Annotated in this window: 10 protein-coding genes; 9 read left to right on the top strand and 1 reads right to left on the bottom strand. The window is 49.3% G+C overall.

Annotated elements, in window-relative coordinates:
- Positions 1–39 precede the first annotated feature (39 nt).
- Positions 40–1,542, top strand: a complete 1,503-nt coding sequence (locus NZD81_RS16120; protein ID WP_136653706.1) for a leucyl aminopeptidase — start codon at positions 40–42, stop codon at positions 1,540–1,542.
- A gap of 143 nt (positions 1,543–1,685) precedes the next feature.
- Complete coding sequence (locus NZD81_RS16125) at positions 1,686–3,014, top strand: Na+/H+ antiporter family protein (RefSeq protein ID WP_136653705.1); 1,329 nt, start codon at positions 1,686–1,688, stop codon at positions 3,012–3,014.
- Positions 3,015–3,085: 71 nt separating this feature from the next.
- Here the strand turns inward: NZD81_RS16125 and NZD81_RS16130 are convergent, their stop codons facing one another.
- Positions 3,086–3,688 (bottom strand): biotin transporter BioY, encoded by a 603-nt coding sequence (locus NZD81_RS16130; RefSeq protein ID WP_040081953.1) that lies wholly within the window; start codon positions 3,686–3,688, stop codon positions 3,086–3,088.
- Positions 3,689–3,789: 101 nt separating this feature from the next.
- Here NZD81_RS16130 and NZD81_RS16135 point away from each other — a divergent pair, with 101 nt between their 5' ends.
- The 7 genes from NZD81_RS16135 to dhbF all read left to right on the top strand — a co-directional run bounded on the left by NZD81_RS16135 (position 3,790) and on the right by dhbF (position 17,438).
- Positions 3,790–4,386 (top strand): sulfite oxidase-like oxidoreductase, encoded by a 597-nt coding sequence (locus NZD81_RS16135; protein ID WP_282373305.1) that lies wholly within the window; start codon positions 3,790–3,792, stop codon positions 4,384–4,386.
- Positions 4,387–4,598: 212 nt separating this feature from the next.
- Entirely contained in the window at positions 4,599–5,468 is an 870-nt protein-coding gene (gene besA / locus NZD81_RS16140) for a ferri-bacillibactin esterase BesA (RefSeq protein WP_282373303.1), read from the top strand.
- 192 nt (positions 5,469–5,660) lie between these two features.
- Positions 5,661–6,446: a 2,3-dihydro-2,3-dihydroxybenzoate dehydrogenase gene (locus tag NZD81_RS16145; RefSeq protein WP_041521529.1), complete on the top strand. Its 786-nt coding sequence runs from the start codon at positions 5,661–5,663 to the stop codon at positions 6,444–6,446.
- A gap of 25 nt (positions 6,447–6,471) precedes the next feature.
- Positions 6,472–7,668: an isochorismate synthase DhbC gene (gene dhbC, locus NZD81_RS16150; RefSeq protein ID WP_136653701.1), complete on the top strand. Its 1,197-nt coding sequence runs from the start codon at positions 6,472–6,474 to the stop codon at positions 7,666–7,668.
- A gap of 28 nt (positions 7,669–7,696) precedes the next feature.
- Complete coding sequence (locus NZD81_RS16155; protein WP_282373299.1) at positions 7,697–9,316, top strand: (2,3-dihydroxybenzoyl)adenylate synthase; 1,620 nt, start codon at positions 7,697–7,699, stop codon at positions 9,314–9,316.
- A gap of 27 nt (positions 9,317–9,343) precedes the next feature.
- On the top strand, positions 9,344–10,282 hold the full coding sequence (locus NZD81_RS16160; RefSeq protein WP_069840253.1) for an isochorismatase: 939 nt from the start codon (positions 9,344–9,346) through the stop codon (positions 10,280–10,282).
- 19 nt (positions 10,283–10,301) lie between these two features.
- Positions 10,302–17,438, top strand: a complete 7,137-nt coding sequence (gene dhbF / locus NZD81_RS16165) for a non-ribosomal peptide synthetase DhbF (RefSeq protein ID WP_289860981.1) — start codon at positions 10,302–10,304, stop codon at positions 17,436–17,438.
- Positions 17,439–17,449 lie beyond the last annotated feature (11 nt).

Consider the following 17,449-nt stretch of genomic DNA (forward strand, 5'->3'; position numbering starts at 1 on the left):
TTCATTACAAATACCCATTACGTTAGGAGTGTAAGCCTCATGTTTTATGCGGTTCAGCAATTAGAGCATACAGAAACCCTTGTGGTCGGGCTTTTTCAAAAAAGCCAGCTGACAGGAAAAGCGTTGGAAATTGATGAAATGCTCGAAGGCCATCTGACACAGCTTTTAAAAGATGGTGATGTCTCTGCGAAACCGAATCAAGTATCAAAAGTATTCCCCCCAGCTTCTGCGGGTATGAAACGAATTTATTTCGTTGGTCTGGGAAGAAAAGCAAATTTTACATTTGAACAGGCGAAGGAGCGTTTTGCTCATGTTTTTCAGGCTATTCATAAAGACCGAAAACAAGAAGCAGCTGTCCTGCTTGATACGTTTATTTCGGAAGATGTGCCTCCAGCCGATGCCGCTCATGCATTAGCTGAGAGCTGCCTGCTTGCTTCCTATGAGGTGCAGGATTATAAGCACAAATCAAATGAGCCTGACAAACAAATTGAAACCGTATATGCTGTCACAGATGAAGATACACAGGAAGTGCAGGCGGGGCTTCGCGTCGGCCAGGCATACGGACAAGGGACAAATTCGGCTAGAACGCTTGTGAATATGCCAGGAAACATGCTGACCGCGACTGACCTCGCTTCATATGCAGAAGAGCTTGCGGCAAAATATGATTTTGAGTGTGAGATATTGGAGAAATCAGAGATGGAAGAGCTCGGTATGGGCGGAATACTTGCGGTAAACCAAGGCTCTGCCGAACCGCCGAAAATGATTGTGCTGAAATATCAGGGCAAAAAGGAATGGGAAGATGTCGTCGGACTTGTCGGGAAAGGGATTACATTTGACACAGGCGGCTACTCCATTAAAACGAAATCTGGAATTGTCGGCATGAAATCAGATATGGGGGGAGCTGCTGCGGTTCTCGGCGCTATGGAAACGATCGGAGAGCTTCGTCCCGAGCAAAACGTGCTGGCCGTTATTCCGTCAACCGATAATATGATCTCTGGCGGGGCGATGAAGCCTGATGACGTGATCGTATCTTTAAGCGGAAAAACAATTGAAATCCTCAATACAGATGCTGAAGGAAGGCTCGTGCTTGCAGATGGCATTACATATGCGAAACAGCATGGTGCATCAGTTCTTGTTGATGTGGCTACGCTTACCGGCGGCGTCGTTGTGGCATTAGGAACAGAAACAACCGGCGCAATGACAAATGATCAAAGCTTTTACCAGCAGGTAGCTGATGCCGCACAAGAGTGCGGCGAGGCGATCTGGCAGCTGCCGATAACAGAGAAGGATAAAAAGCGCGTAAAAAGCAGCCAAATGGCGGATCTCAGTAACTCGCCGGGGCGTGAAGGACATGCGATTATGGCAGGAACGTTTCTTGGAGAATTTGCTGAGTCAACACCTTGGGTTCATCTTGATATTGCGGGCACAGCGACTGCCAATAAAGCGACCTGCTTTGGACCATCCGGTGCAACCGGTGTTATGGCAAGAACATTGGCTACACTTGCGGAGCGATTTGCATTGGAAGAAGAGAAAAGCGAATAATGTTGAATCCCTGCTGCATCTTGCGGCGGGGATTTTTTCTTCCAAAATCTTTAGTTGACTAAAGTGGATCGGTTATGATACGATACGTTCGTACTTTATTTATCTACTACATTAGCAAACTAAAGGATTTTTGGAGGGGTATCATGAATGCAGTCGTCATCGCAGTCCTGCTTATGCTTGTATTAAGCCTGCTGCGTGTCAATATTGTTATCGCATTAATTATAGGCGCCTTAGCCGGCGGGTTAACAGGCGGGCTCGGTCTTGGCGAAACGGTTAAAGCTTTCACAGACGGTCTCGGCGGAAATGCCACCGTTGCAGTCAGCTACGCCATGCTTGGCGCGTTTGCCGCCGCTTTGACGAAAACGGGTCTTCCGGACGCAATGGTGGAAGCCTCCGTTAAATTAATCGGAAATAAAGAAGATTCTCGCAAAAAAGCGCTGTCTAAGGTGCTGATTGTGCTGATTATTTTAATTGTATCTTGTTTTTCTCAAAACGTCGTTCCGGTTCACATCGCGTTTATCCCGGTGCTGATTCCGCCGCTTTTGAAAATCTTTAATGAACTTGAAATGGACCGCCGTCTGATTGCGTGTGTGATCACTTTTGGTTTAACGGCGCCTTATATTGTGCTGCCGGTTGGTTTCGGGCAAATCTTCCAGGGAATGCTCAAGGATAATATGGCAGATGCCGGATTAAACGTATCTCTCGGTGATATTCCTTATGCGTTAATGATTCCGGTTGCAGGTATGGTTGTAGGTCTGATTTTATCAATCATCGTATTCCGTAAACCGAAAACATATGAAACAAAAGAAATATCTGGTGCGAGCTCTTCTCCATATACGAAAAAAAGTCTGGCTATCGCGGTGCTTGCCATCGTTGTGTCACTCGGCGTCCAGCTTTACTTATCTCAGACTTTGGGAGTAGAAGGGATGATTATGGGGGCGCTGGCAGGCCTGATTATTCTGTTTGTCAGCGGTGTGATGAAGCGTGATGAAGCGGACTCGCTGATTACTGACGGAATGGTCTTAATGGCCTTTATCGGCTTTGTCATGCTTGTTGCAGCCGGGTTTTCAAACGTATTAACGAAAACCGGAGATGTCGAGTCACTGGTTAAAACAGCAGCTGGCATCATGGGGCACAGTCAGTTAGTGGGTGCATTGCTGATGCTCATTGTCGGCTTGTTCATTACAATGGGAATCGGATCTTCTTTTGCGACGATTCCTGTTATCACAACGATCTTTGTGCCTCTTTGCCTGCAGCTTGGATTCAGCCCGATGGCAACGGTTGCGATAATCGGGGCAGCTGCTGCGCTTGGCGATGCCGGTTCACCTGCCAGCGACAGTACGCTTGGACCGACTTCAGGTTTAAGTGCGGACGGCCAGCATCACCACATTTGGGACACTTGTGTGCCGACTTTTGTATTTTATAATATCCCGCTTATTATCTTTGGATGGATTGCAGCGCTTGTTTTATAAGGAAAAAGGCTCCCCTTTACTGGGGAGCCTTTTCTCGTTATCATAAAAAAACCGTTCCAATAGAACGGTTTTTACGTGGACGATATGTGATTTCTGTTAAAGCCGGTTGCTTTATGAATAGACCGGTAGATCCCTGGTGCGATAAACGCCAGTATGACAGCCAGCGCCGTGTCTTTTACCATAAACCAAGTCATAAAGCCCCAAGCTGTGCCGTAGCTTACCGGCGTATGAATCCACAGCTTCAGTGCAAGATACATATAGGTGGTGCCGATGATATACATGATTGCCGTTCCGATAAGTGAAGCAATGAGAAATCGAATTTTGCTTGGCTGAATTTTTCGTTCTAAAAACCATCCCGCTGCAAATGCTGCCGGGATGTATGAGATAATAAACCCGCCGCTTTTCCCTGCAAACGGTGCGAAGCCTGCAGAAAATTGAGCAAACACAGGCGCTCCGGCCAATCCGACAAGTGCATATACAATCATGGCAATCGCTGCTCGTTTGCTGCCGAGAAGCAAGGCTGCCAAGAGACAGAAAAACGGCTGCATCGAAAGCGGAATGCCGGCAACTTGTAAAAAGGGTGCTACTGATGTAAGGTTGGCCCCGACAGCCATAAGTGCGGCGAACATGCCGATCAGCGCCATATCGGCCGCGCGAAGTTTACGTTGTTTCATAGTTGTCCCCCTTAGGTTTACATACACAATCATAGAGTAATAAAGAACGGAAATATTGTCAACATAAATTAAAACAAGGTTAACAAAAGAGAGGGTTCCATATGTATTTTGGAAAAACAAAACAGTCCGATCAATCTGGAAGAGTGCCCCCAAATCAAAATGTCACCACTTCATTTCCTGTGCTTCATACGGGAAGTGTCCCATATTACGAAGATATGACGAGATGGAATCTTCAAGTATACGGTTTGGTTGACCAACCGATGCTGCTGAGCTTTGAGGATGTCAAAGCCTTTCCGAAGTACGAATCGAAAAATGACATTCATTGTGTCACGGGCTGGTCGAGGCTTGATAATGTGTGGCAAGGCGTGCGTGCTCGTGATATAGCGGAAAAAGCGGGTGTGAGAGAAGAAGCTGGCTACGTTATTTTACATGCGGAAGAAGGCTGGACGACCAATCTGCCGCTTGATGATTTCTTAGCGGAAACTTCCCTTCTGGCTTATGCGCATAATGGCGAGCCATTAACGCCTGAACACGGCTTCCCGCTGCGGGGTGTATTTCCGCATCTGTATTTTTGGAAAAGCGCCAAGTGGCTGCGCGGCATCCAATTTACGAAAGAAAACCATCCGGGCTTTTGGGAGCGGAATGGCTATCACATGAGAGGGGATCCTTGGCAAAATCAAAGATTTACATGGGATTAAGGTTCTATTTCAAACAGGGCCATCCGCATCTTTATCAGGTTTTTATTTCCATATTGATAGTCTGCAGGTACCTTATTTGATACAGGTGCCTTTTTTATTCGGGAAAAAGTTGACTTTCTTTGGAAGAAAACCTATTATTTGAGTTGTCTAGTTGATAGTGAAAATCATTATCACACATTGTGTTTAGTTTAAGGAGAGGAATGTCGTACTGCATGAAAGAGCAAACAACAGACCGGACGAAAGGCGGAACACCAAACGCATATACGATTCCTGGTACGGAAGTGCGTATGATGTCTTCTCGCATTGAAAACCGTACCTATCATATTTTTATCTCGAAACCGAATACGCCGCCGCCACCCGCTGGCTATCCTGTGATTTATCTGCTGGATGCCAATTCTGTCTTTGGAACGATGACGGAAGCCGTTCGAATACAGGGGCGACGACCTGAAAAAACAGGGGTAATTCCTGCAGTGATCGTCGGCATTGGCTATGAGACAGCGGAGCCGTTTTCCTCAGCACGTCACCGGGATTTTACAATGCCGACAGCCCAATCGAAGCTGCCGGAACGGCCCGACGGCAAAGAATGGCCGGAGCATGGCGGAGCAGAGAGCTTCATCAGGTTTATTGAGGAGGATCTGAAACCGGAGATAGAACGAGATTACCAGATTGATAAAAATAGACAAACAATCTTTGGCCACTCGCTTGGCGGGTTTTTCGTGCTGCAGGTGCTGTTAACAAAGCCGGAGGCGTTTCAAACTTATATTGCGGGAAGTCCGTCCATTCATTGGAATAAACCGTTTATTCTCGAGAAATCGGATCATTTTGCCTCCCTCACTAAGAAAAACAATCAGCCTATCAATATCCTGCTTGCCGCAGGGGAATTGGAGCAGCATCATAAAAGCCGGATGAACGACAATGCGAGGGAGCTTTACGAGCGGCTGGCCGTTTTATCTGAACAAGGTGTACGGGCAGAATTTTGCGAGTTTTCAGGAGAAGGCCATATTTCGGTTCTTCCTGTTTTGGTCAGCCGGGCGCTGCGTTTTGCGCTTCATCCTGATGGTCCGCATCTTTCAATGGGCTGAGACATACTCAGCCTTGCTTCTAAAAAATAGTTGTCACTGAAATTATATTTGACTGTCACATGACATTTGGATATGATTATTTTTATAATTGATAATGATAATCATTATCATTTGTTTGCGCTTTTCAAAGTGCGACAGTCTTTTTCTCTGGATGTCTGTTCGGCATCTAGAGTGAAGAAAGGAATTGATGATATGAATGCAACGGATATAAAGGGCAAAATTGCTTTTATAACAGGGGCAGCCCAAGGGATAGGTGAAGCTGTTGCGCGGACGCTTGCCGGTCAAGGCGCACATATTGCGGCAGTTGATTATAATCCAGAAAAGCTGGAAAAGGTTGTGAACAGCCTCAAAGCGGAAGGGCACCATGCGGAAGCTTTTCCTGCGGATGTGAGAGACAGCGCGGCGATTGACGAGATCACGGCGCGCATCGAACGCGAGATGGGGCCGATTGATATTTTGGTGAATGTAGCGGGTGTCCTTCGCCCGGGTCTCATCCATTCGCTTAGTGATGAGGAATGGGAAGCGACGTTCTCAGTGAATTCGACTGGCGTATTTAACGCCTCGCGTTCAGTCAGCAAATATATGATGGACCGGAGATCTGGTTCGATCGTAACGGTCGGATCAAATGCTGCGGGTGTGCCAAGAACATCTATGGCGGCATATGCATCTTCAAAGGCTGCGGCTGTGATGTTTACGAAATGCCTTGGCCTTGAGCTTGCAGAATACAATATTCGCTGCAACATTGTCTCTCCCGGATCAACGGAAACAGACATGCAGTGGTCATTATGGGCCGATGAGAATGGAGCGGAGCAAGTCATAAAAGGTTCACTTGAGACATTTAAAACAGGGATCCCGCTCAAAAAATTAGCCCAGCCTTCGGATATTGCGGATGCAGTGCTCTTTTTGGTTTCTGGCCAGGCAGGGCATATTACGATGCATAATTTATGCGTAGATGGCGGCGCGACGTTAGGCGTGTAACTGAATTTAAAGGAGGTTCATGAGAATGTTGGAACAAAACGTAATACCAGAAACAAAAGCGGAGCATTTGCTTCGTGAGTATCAGCCGGGTGCTTTTTTCTTAGCTTCACCTCATCGCGTACTGTTAGCGAAAGGCATATGTGAAATCGTACCGGGGGCAGACGGGCAAAATCAAATGGAAACCCTTTCTGTCCGTATTGCTGAGACGCTGCGTCAGGCAAAGCGATCGGGGCAAAGCCGTCCGCTTGTTGTCGGGGCCGTTCCATTTGATCAAGTAAAAGCAGCGCGGCTCGTTGTTCCTGAGGAAGTTCGCTGGTCAGAACCGCTTCAATTTGACTATGCGGAGAAGGAGCAGCAATGTGAGCATACATATCACATAGAGCCTGTTCCGGCACCGGAGGATTATAAAAATGGTGTGGAACAAGGGCTGGCACGCATTGCCGATGGAATACTCAGCAAAATCGTTCTGTCCAGGTCGCTGCAGCTGACATCGCCTGAACCGATTCAGACGGATGAGCTGCTTCGCCATTTGGCTCAGCATAACACGCATGGCTACACATTTGCCGCGGACGTGTCCAGTCAGGCGGAAACATCTCCCCGCCGAACATTGCTCGGTGCAAGTCCGGAGCTTCTCGTTTCAAGGATGGGAACTCAGGTCGTTTCCAATCCATTAGCCGGTTCAAGGCCGCGCAGTGATGATCCTGTTGAAGACCAGCGCCGGGCAGCTGAATTGCTTGCTTCCGAAAAGGATCTTCATGAGCACGCGGTTGTGGCTGACGCAGTTGCGGCAGCGCTAAGGCCTTTCTGCCGGACGCTAGAGGTTCCGGAGAAGCCTTCACTGATCAAAACAGAAACGATGTGGCACCTGTCCAGCGTGATTAAGGGAGAGCTTTCCGATCCATCTGTAACCGCACTTGAATTGGCGGCGGCACTTCACCCGACGCCGGCGGTCTGCGGAACACCGACTGATCTTGCAAGAGAAGCGATTCTCAGCATTGAGCCGTTCGACCGCGGTTTCTTTACCGGCATGGTCGGCTGGTGTGACGATGCGGGTGACGGAGAATGGATTGTGACGATCCGTTGTGCAGAGGCGGAAGATCGCTCACTCCGCCTGTATGCAGGAGCTGGTGTTGTTGCCGGATCAAAGCCCGAGGACGAGCTTCAGGAGACATCCGCAAAGTTTCGGACAATGCTGCGGGCAATGGGCGTGGATCACATATGAACAGAATGGATTGCTGGAGGGATACAATATGCTGAAAGGATTTACTCCTTGGCCTGATGAATTAGCTGAGACCTATCGAAAGAATGGTTGCTGGGCCGGCGAGACGTTTGGAGATTTGTTAAGAGACCGGGCAGCCAAATATGGCGATCGCATTGCGATTACATGCGGGAACACCCATTGGAGCTATCACGAGCTTGACACAAGGGTTGATCGTCTGGCTGCCGGATTTCAGAAGCTTGGCATTCAACAGATGGATCGTGTCGTGGTGCAGCTGCCAAATATCAAAGAGTTTTTTGAAGTCATTTTCGCGCTTTTCCGCCTGGGGGCGCTTCCAGTCTTTGCGCTGCCTTCTCATCGAAGCAGTGAAATTACATACTTTTGCGAGTTTGCGGAAGCGGCTGCATATATCATTCCCGATTCTTATTCTGGTTTTGACTACCGTTCACTTGCCAGACAGGTTCAAAGCAAGTTGCCGACGTTGAAAAACGTCATTGTCGCAGGTGAGGCAGAGGAATTTTTGCCGCTGAACGATTTGCATACAGAACCTGTAAAACTGCCTGAAGTCAAATCTTCAGATGTGGCGTTCCTCCAGCTTTCTGGCGGGAGCACCGGGCTATCGAAACTGATTCCGAGGACTCATGACGACTACATTTACAGTCTGAAGCGGAGTGTCGAGGTCTGCTGGCTCGACGACAGCACGGTGTACCTGGCCGCTCTGCCGATGGCGCACAATTATCCGCTGAGCTCACCGGGGGTTCTCGGCGTATTATACGCTGGAGGAAGAGTGGTTTTATCTCCTTCTCCAAGTCCAGATGACGCATTTCCTTTGATTGAAAGAGAGAAGGTCACGATAACCGCTCTTGTTCCGCCTCTTGCGATGGTATGGATGGATGCAGCATCCTCACGCCGTGACGATTTATCCAGCCTTCAAGTGCTGCAGGTCGGCGGTGCCAAGTTCAATGCTGAAGCCGCGCGAAGGGTAAAAGCTGTTTTCGGCTGCACGCTGCAGCAGGTGTTCGGAATGGCAGAGGGGCTTGTCAATTATACGAGATTGGATGACCCTGAGGAGATCATTGTCAATACCCAAGGAAAACCGATGTCCCCATATGATGAAGTGCGTGTTTGGGATGATCAGGATCGCGATGTAAAACCTGGTGAAGCAGGCCACTTGCTAACGCGGGGACCGTATACAATTCGAGGTTACTATAAGGCGGAAGAGCATAATGCTGCTTCATTTACTGAGGACGGTTTTTACCGTACGGGTGATATCGTCAGGCTGACACCAGACGGCTATATTGTCGTTGAAGGACGTGCGAAGGACCAAATTAACCGTGGAGGAGAAAAGGTTGCGGCTGAAGAGGTAGAAAATCATTTGCTGGCGCACCCGGCTGTCCATGATGCGGCAATGGTCTCCATGCCTGATCAATTTCTTGGCGAAAGATCGTGTGTGTTCATTATTCCCCGGGATGAAGCCCCGAAATCCGCAGAGCTCAAAGCTTTTTTGAGAGAGCGCGGACTGGCGGCATATAAAATTCCCGACCGTATAGAATTTGTCGAATCCTTCCCGCAGACAGGGGTAGGAAAGGTAAGCAAAAAGGCCCTTCGTGAAGCCATTGCTGAGAAGCTTCTTGCTGGGGCAAAAAAATAAAACAACAATTTGAGAGGAAGTGTTCAAATGGCTATACCTGCCATTCAGCCGTATCAAATGCCGACAGCGTCTGATATGCCCCAAAACAAAGTATCATGGGTGCCTGATCCAAATCGGGCTGTCTTGCTAATACACGATATGCAAAACTATTTTGTCGATGCTTTCACAGCTGGAGCGTCTCCGGTAACAGAGCTTTCAGCGAATATACGAAAGCTGAAGGATCAATGTGTTCAGCTTGGGATTCCTGTTGTCTATACCGCGCAGCCGGGAAGCCAAAATCCGGCTGACCGGGCGCTGCTGACAGATTTTTGGGGCCCGGGATTAAACAGCGGTCCTTATGAGGAGAAAATTATACCCGAGCTGGCACCGGAGAATGATGATCTTGTGCTGACAAAATGGAGATACAGCGCGTTTAAGAGAACGAATCTGCTCGACATTATGCGGAAAGAGGGACGCGATCAGCTGATCATTACCGGAATTTATGCCCATATTGGCTGTCTCGTTACAGCATGTGAGGCATTTATGGAGGATATAAAAGCCTTTTTTGTGGGAGATGCAGTTGCTGATTTTTCATTAGAAAAACATCAAATGGCGCTGGACTATGCGGCTGGACGCTGTGCATTTACCGTGATGACTGATAGTCTTCTTGATCAGCTGCAGAATGCGCCGTCAGACGTTCAAAAAACGTCAGCAAACACCGGCAAAAAAGAAGTGTTTACATGTGAGAATATCCGTAAACAAATTGCTGAGCTTTTACAAGAAACACCGGAAGACATCACAGATCAAGAGGATTTGCTCGATCGTGGTCTAGATTCGGTAAGGATCATGACATTGGTGGAACAATGGCGCCGTGAAGGGGCAGAGGTAACTTTCGTGGAATTGGCTGAACGCCCAACGATCGAAGAATGGCAGAAATTGCTCACAACCCGCAGCCAGCAAGTGCTGCCAAACGCGGATTATTTATAAAAGGAGGGTAAACAAACGGATGCCTGATACAAAAGATCTTCAATATTCTTTGACCGGGGCGCAAACTGGCATATGGTTTGCTCAGCAGCTTGATCCGGACAATCCAATCTACAATACGGCAGAATATATAGAAATCAATGGACCCATCAATATTGCTCTTTTTGAAGAAGCTTTGCGGCACGTGATCAAGGAAGCGGAATCGCTGCATGTCCGCTTCGGTGAAAATATGGACGGGCCATGGCAGATGATAAACCCGTCTCCGGATGTACAGCTGCACGTCATTGACGTCAGCTCTGAGCCAGATCCGGAAAAAACAGCATTAAACTGGATGAAAGCAGATTTGGCAAAGCCGGTTGATTTAGGAGATGACCCTTTGTTCAATGAAGCTCTGTTTATTGCCGGGCCTGATCGTTTCTTTTGGTATCAGCGCATTCACCATATAGCGATCGACGGCTTCGGTTTTTCACTGATAGCCCAGCGTGTGGCAAGTACATATACCAAGCTTATAAAAGGACAAACAGCTAAGGATCGTTCCTTTGGGTCTCTCCAAGCCATTTTGGAGGAGGATACAGATTATCGCGGATCAGAGCAGTATGAGAAGGATCGTCAATTCTGGCTGGACCGTTTTGCAGATGCACCTGAAGTTGTGAGCTTGGCTGATCGGGCGCCAAGAACATCTAACAGCTTTCTTCGTCATACGGCATATCTGCCTCCGTCTGATGTAAACGCGTTAAAAGAAGCGGCGCGCTATTTCTCAGGAAGCTGGCATGAAGTCATGATTGCGGTGTCAGCTGTTTATGTGCACCGTATGACCGGCTCTGAGGATGTTGTGCTCGGCCTGCCCATGATGGGAAGGATAGGTTCCGCATCACTGAATGTACCGGCTATGGTGATGAACCTTCTCCCTCTTCGGCTGACTGTCAGCTCTTCGATGAGCTTTTCTGAACTGATTCAGCAAATTTCCCGGGAAATCCGCAGTATTCGGCGACATCATAAGTATCGCCATGAAGAGCTTCGGCGTGATCTGAAATTGATAGGAGAAAATCATAGATTATTTGGCCCTCAAATCAATCTCATGCCGTTTGATTATGGTCTCGACTTTGCCGGGGCCCGCGGCATAACGCATAATCTTTCAGCCGGTCTTGTTGATGATCTATCAATCAATGTATATGACAGAACAGATGGCAGCGGGCTGCGAATTGATGTTGATGCGAATCCCGAGGTATACAGCGAGTCTGATATTAAGCTTCATCAGCAGCGTATCCTGCAGCTGCTGCAAGCGGCTTCAGCTGGGGAGGACATGCTGATTGGGCAAATGGAGCTTCTGTTGCCAGAGGAGAAAGAACAAGTCATTCATAAATGGAACCATACGGCAAAATCCGAGAAGCTGGTCAGACTCCAAGACATGTTCGAAAAACAGGTAGTTCATACGCCAGAACGTATCGCTCTTATGTGTGATGACATTCAATTCAATTATCGAAAGCTCAATGAAGAGGCAAATCGCCTTGCGCATCTGTTGATTGAAAAAGGCCTTGGTCCCGAGCAATTTGTCGCTTTGGCGCTGCCGCGTTCTCCAGAGATGGTGGCTTCAATGCTTGCTGTGCTCAAGACTGGTGCGGCGTATCTCCCACTTGATCCGGAGTTTCCTGCCGACCGTATTTCTTACATGCTGGAGGATGCGAAGCCTTCATGCATCATAACGACTGAGGAAATAGCAGCCAGTCTGCCTGATGACCTGGCTGTACCGGAGCTAGTGCTTGATCAGGCTGTTACCCAGGAGGTTTTAAAACGCTATTCGCCTGACAATCCGAATGTATCGGTTTCTCTTGACCATCCTGCGTATATTATCTATACATCAGGATCAACCGGAAGACCGAAGGGTGTCGTTGTGACACAGAAAAGCTTAAGCAATTTTCTGCTGTCCATGCAGGAGGCATTTTCTCTAGGAGAAGAAGACAGGCTGTTGGCTGTGACGACTGTCGCTTTTGATATTTCAGCATTGGAGTTATATCTTCCGCTGATTAGCGGTGCGCAAATCGTGATCGCAAAGAAAGAAACGATCCGAGAGCCACAGGCATTAGCTCAAATGATTGAAAATTTCGATATCAATATCATGCAGGCAACACCGACACTATGGCATGCTTTGGTGACGAGTGAACCTGAGAAACTTCGGGGGCTTAGAGTGCTTGTCGGAGGTGAGGCGCTGCCGAGCGGTCTTTTGCAGGCGCTTCAAGACCTTCATTGTTCAGTCACGAATTTATACGGTCCGACTGAAACAACGATTTGGTCTGCAGCAGCTTTTCTTGATGAAGGGCTGAAGGGCGTTCCGCCGATTGGCAAACCGATTTGGAATACGCAGGTGTATGTGCTTGATAACGGTCTGCAGCCGGTGCCGCCGGGGGTTGTCGGCGAGCTTTATGTCGCAGGAACCGGCTTGGCCAGAGGTTATTTCCACCGCCCTGATTTAACGGCTGAGCGTTTTGTTGCAGATCCATATGGACCGCCGGGGACTCGGATGTATCGGACCGGAGACCAGGCTCGCTGGCGCGCTGATGGGTCTTTGGATTATATCGGGCGGGCGGATCATCAAATCAAAATTCGCGGATTCCGAATTGAACTTGGAGAAATTGATGCCGTGCTTGCCAAGCACCCTCACATTGAACAGGCCGCGGTGGTCGTACGGGAAGATCAGCCGGGAGACAAACGATTGGCGGCTTATGTAGTCGCTGATTCTGCTATCGATATTGCCGAGCTTCGCCGTTATATGGGGGCCAGTCTTCCTGATTATATGGTACCGGCGGCGTTTGTGGAGATGGACGAGCTGCCATTAACACCTAATGGCAAGCTTGACCGGAAAGCACTGCCGGCACCAGATTTCAGCACATCTGTCAGTGATCGGGCCCCGCGGACTCCTCAGGAAGAGATATTGTGTGACTTGTTTGCAGAGGTTCTCGGTTTGGCACGTGTCGGTATCGATGACAGTTTCTTCGAGCTTGGCGGTCATTCTCTTCTCGCAGCCCGACTGATGAGCCGCATTCGCGAGGTAATGGGAGCCGAACTTGGTATCGCCAAGCTCTTCGACGAACCGACAGTAGCCGGTCTCGCTGCCCATCTTCATCAGGCGCAGAGTGCACGTCCCGCTTTGCAAAGAGCTGAGCGATCTGAAAAAATCCCGCTATCTTTTGCCCAACGCCGGCTATGGTTCCTACATTGTCTGGAAGGACCGAGTCCTACTTATAATATTCCGGTTGCTGTCCGTTTGTCGGGTGAGCTTGATCAAGGAGTGCTGAAAGCGGCACTTTATGACCTCGTCTGCCGTCATGAAAGCTTGCGGACGATCTTCCCTGAAACACAGGGGACATCCTATCAGCATATTTTAGATGCCGACCAAGCCCGTCCTGAGTTACATGTTACTGAAATTGCTGAGAAGGAGCTTTCTGATCGGCTTGCCGAAGCTGTACGATACAGCTTTGATCTTGCAGCTGAACCGGCCTTTCGTGCCGAGCTTTTTGTGATCGGTCCTGACGAGTACGTGCTCCTTCTTCTCGTCCATCATATTGTCGGGGACGGCTGGTCCTTAACACCGCTGACCCGAGATCTTGGGACGGCTTATGCGGCTCGCTGCCACGGAAAAGCTCCCGAATGGGCGCCTCTTGCTGTGCAGTATGCGGACTATGCGCTTTGGCAGCAAGAACTGCTTGGAAACGAGAATGATCCAAATAGCTTGATTGCCGGACAGCTTGCTTTCTGGAAAGAAACCTTGAAGAACCTGCCTGATCAGCTTGAACTGCCAACCGATTATTCACGTCCGGCTGAGCCGAGCCATGATGGGGATACGATTCATTTTCGTATTGAGCCCGACCTTCACAAGCGCTTGCAGGAGCTGGCTCGCGCAAATAGGGTGAGCCTATTTATGGTGCTTCAATCCGGTCTCGCTGCTTTATTGACAAGGCTTGGGGCGGGTACCGACATTCCGATCGGCAGTCCGATCGCGGGACGGAATGATGATGCGCTGGGCGATCTTGTAGGGCTGTTTATCAATACATTGGTGCTCAGAACCGATACGTCCGGTGACCCAAGCTTCCGTGAGCTTCTTGACAGAGTGAGGGAAGTGAATCTGGCAGCCTATGACAATCAGGATCTGCCGTTTGAGAGACTTGTAGAGGTGCTCAATCCGGCTCGTTCGCGTGCGACGCATCCTTTGTTCCAAATCATGCTTGCGTTCCAAAACACACCGGATGCTGAACTGCAACTTCCTGACATGGAGAGCAGCCTGCGAATCAACAGTGTCGGTTCTGCCAAGTTTGATTTGACGCTGGAAATCAGTGAAGATCGCCTTGCTGACGGGACACCAAACGGAATGGAAGGACTGCTTGAATACAGCACTGATCTTTTCAAGCGGGAAACGGCTCAGGCTCTTGCTGACCGATTGATGCGCCTGTTGGAGGTTGCCGAGTCTGATCCTGACGAGCAAATCGGAAATCTGGATATTCTTGCGCCAGAGGAACGCAGCAGCATGGTGACAGATTGGCAAGGTGTATCTGAAAAGATTCCGCACGCAGGTTTACCTGAGCAGTTTGAGAAACAGGCTGCTTTACGTCCTGATGCCATTGCCGTTGTTTATGAAGATCGGGCACTGAGCTATGCAGAGCTGAATGAAAGAGCAAATCGGCTTGCCCGCATGCTGATTAGTGAAGGTGTCGGGCCGGAGCAATTTGTGGCATTGGCACTGCCCCGATCATTGGAAATGGCTGTCGGACTACTGGCGGTGCTGAAAGCGGGAGCAGCTTATCTGCCTCTTGATCCGGATTATCCGGCTGATCGAATTGCTTTTATGCTAAAAGATGCACAGCCCGCGTTTATCATGACGAATACTAAAGCTGCAGAGCACATTCCGCCAGCGGACAACGTGCCGAAAATCGTACTAGATGATCTCGAACTGGAAAAGAAACTAAACACATACCCAGCTGATAATCCGGATAATACGGATCGGATCCAGCCGCTTACGCCTTTGAATACGGCGTATGTCATTTATACATCCGGCTCTACAGGTGTTCCAAAAGGTGTGATGATTCCTCACCAAAACGTAACGCGTTTATTTGCAGCGACCGAGCACTGGTTCCATTTCAGCTCAGACGATATCTGGACCATGTTCCATTCCTACGCTTTTGACTTTTCAGTGTGGGAGATTTGGGGTCCTCTGCTGCATGGCGGGCGTCTCGTGATCGTTCCTCATCACGTCAGCAGATCGCCAGAAGCATTTCTGCGCCTGCTTGTCAAAGAGGGTGTGACCGTTCTGAATCAGACACCGTCCGCTTTCTATCAGTTTATGCAGGCGGAACGGGAACAGCCGGATCTCGGACAGGCGCTCAGCCTGCGCTATGTCATTTTTGGCGGAGAAGCGCTTGAACTCAGCCGTTTAGAGGATTGGTATAACCGCCACCCTGAAAATAGCCCGCAGCTTATCAATATGTATGGTATTACAGAAACAACCGTGCATGTGAGCTATATCGAATTAGACCGAAGCATGGCAGCTTTACGGGCAAACAGCTTGATCGGCTGCGGCATTCCCGATCTTGGTGTATATGTGCTGGATGAGCGCCTGCAGCCGGTGCCGCCGGGTGTTGCCGGAGAGCTGTATGTATCAGGAGCAGGGTTAGCACGAGGCTATCTAGGCCGGGCTGGATTAACAGCGGAACGCTTCATAGCTGATCCGTTCGGTCCTTCAGGCACTAGGATGTACCGCACTGGGGATGTGGCCCGCCTCCGCGCTGATGGTTCTCTTGACTATGTCGGCCGCGCCGATCATCAGGTGAAAATTCGGGGATTCCGGATTGAACTGGGAGAAATTGAAGCAGCGCTCATTCAGCATCCGCAGCTTGAGGATGCGGCAGTGATCGTTCGTGAGGATCAGCCGGGAGATAAACGGTTGGCAGCTTATGTCATCCCTTCGGAAGAAACATTTGATACGGCGGAACTGCGCAGATATGCTGCTGAGAGATTGCCGGATTACATGGTGCCTGCTGCCTTTGTGACGATGAAAGAATTGCCGCTGACACCGAATGGAAAGCTAGATCGTAAAGCGCTGCCCGCTCCGGATTTCGCAGGGGCAGTGACAGGACGCGGACCGAGAACGCCGCAGGAAGAAATTCTCTGTGACTTGTTTATGGAGGTGCTTCACTTGCCGCGTGTCGGCATTGATGATCGTTTCTTTGATTTAGGCGGACATTCCTTGCTTGCTGTACAGCTCATGAGCCGCATCCGCGAATCCCTCGGCGTTGAACTCAGCATCGGCAACCTATTCGAAGCGCCGACTGTTGCCGGGCTTGCTGAAAGACTTGAAATGGGATCAAGCCAAAGCGCTCTTGATGTTCTGCTGCCGCTCCGAACAAGCGGAGACAAGCTTCCTTTATTCTGTGTGCATCCGGCAGGGGGGCTCAGCTGGTGCTATGCCGGTTTGATGACGAATATAGGAACGGATTATCCGATCTATGGCTTGCAGGCACGGGGAATCGGGCAGCGCGAGGAGCTTCCGAAAACACTTGATGACATGGCGGCCGATTACATTGAACAAATACGAACGGTCCAGCCGAAAGGCCCGTACCATCTGCTGGGCTGGTCCCTGGGCGGGAATGTCGTTCAAGCGATGGCCACCCAGCTGCAAAATCAAGGAGAAGAAGTTTCCCTATTGGTGATGCTGGATGCCTATCCAAACCACTTCCTTCCTATAAAAGAGGCGCCGGATGATGAGGAAGCGCTTATTGCCCTTCTGGCGTTAGGCGGGTACGATCCAGACAGCTTAGGGGACAAACCGCTAGATTTTGAAGCAGCAATTGAGATTCTTCGCAGTGACGGCAGTGCGCTTGCGAGCTTGGATGAAACGGTCATTTTAAATCTGAAAAATACGTATGTCAATTCTGTCGGCATTTTAGGCTCCTATAAGCCGAAAACCTTCCGTGGAAATGTTTTGTTTTTCAGATCAACAATCATTCCTGAATGGTTTGATCCGATTGAACCTGATTCGTGGAAGCCTTATATTAACGGACAGATTGAACAAATCGACATCAACTGCCGTCATAAAGATTTATGTCAGCCGGAACCGCTAGCTCAAATCGGCAAGGTTCTCGCTGTCAAACTGAAAGAGTTACATCAATAAGGGAGGAGAAA

The organism is Bacillus sp. B.PNR1 (assembly GCF_030386235.1).
Classification (GTDB): Bacteria; Bacillota; Bacilli; order Bacillales; family Bacillaceae; genus Bacillus; species Bacillus stercoris.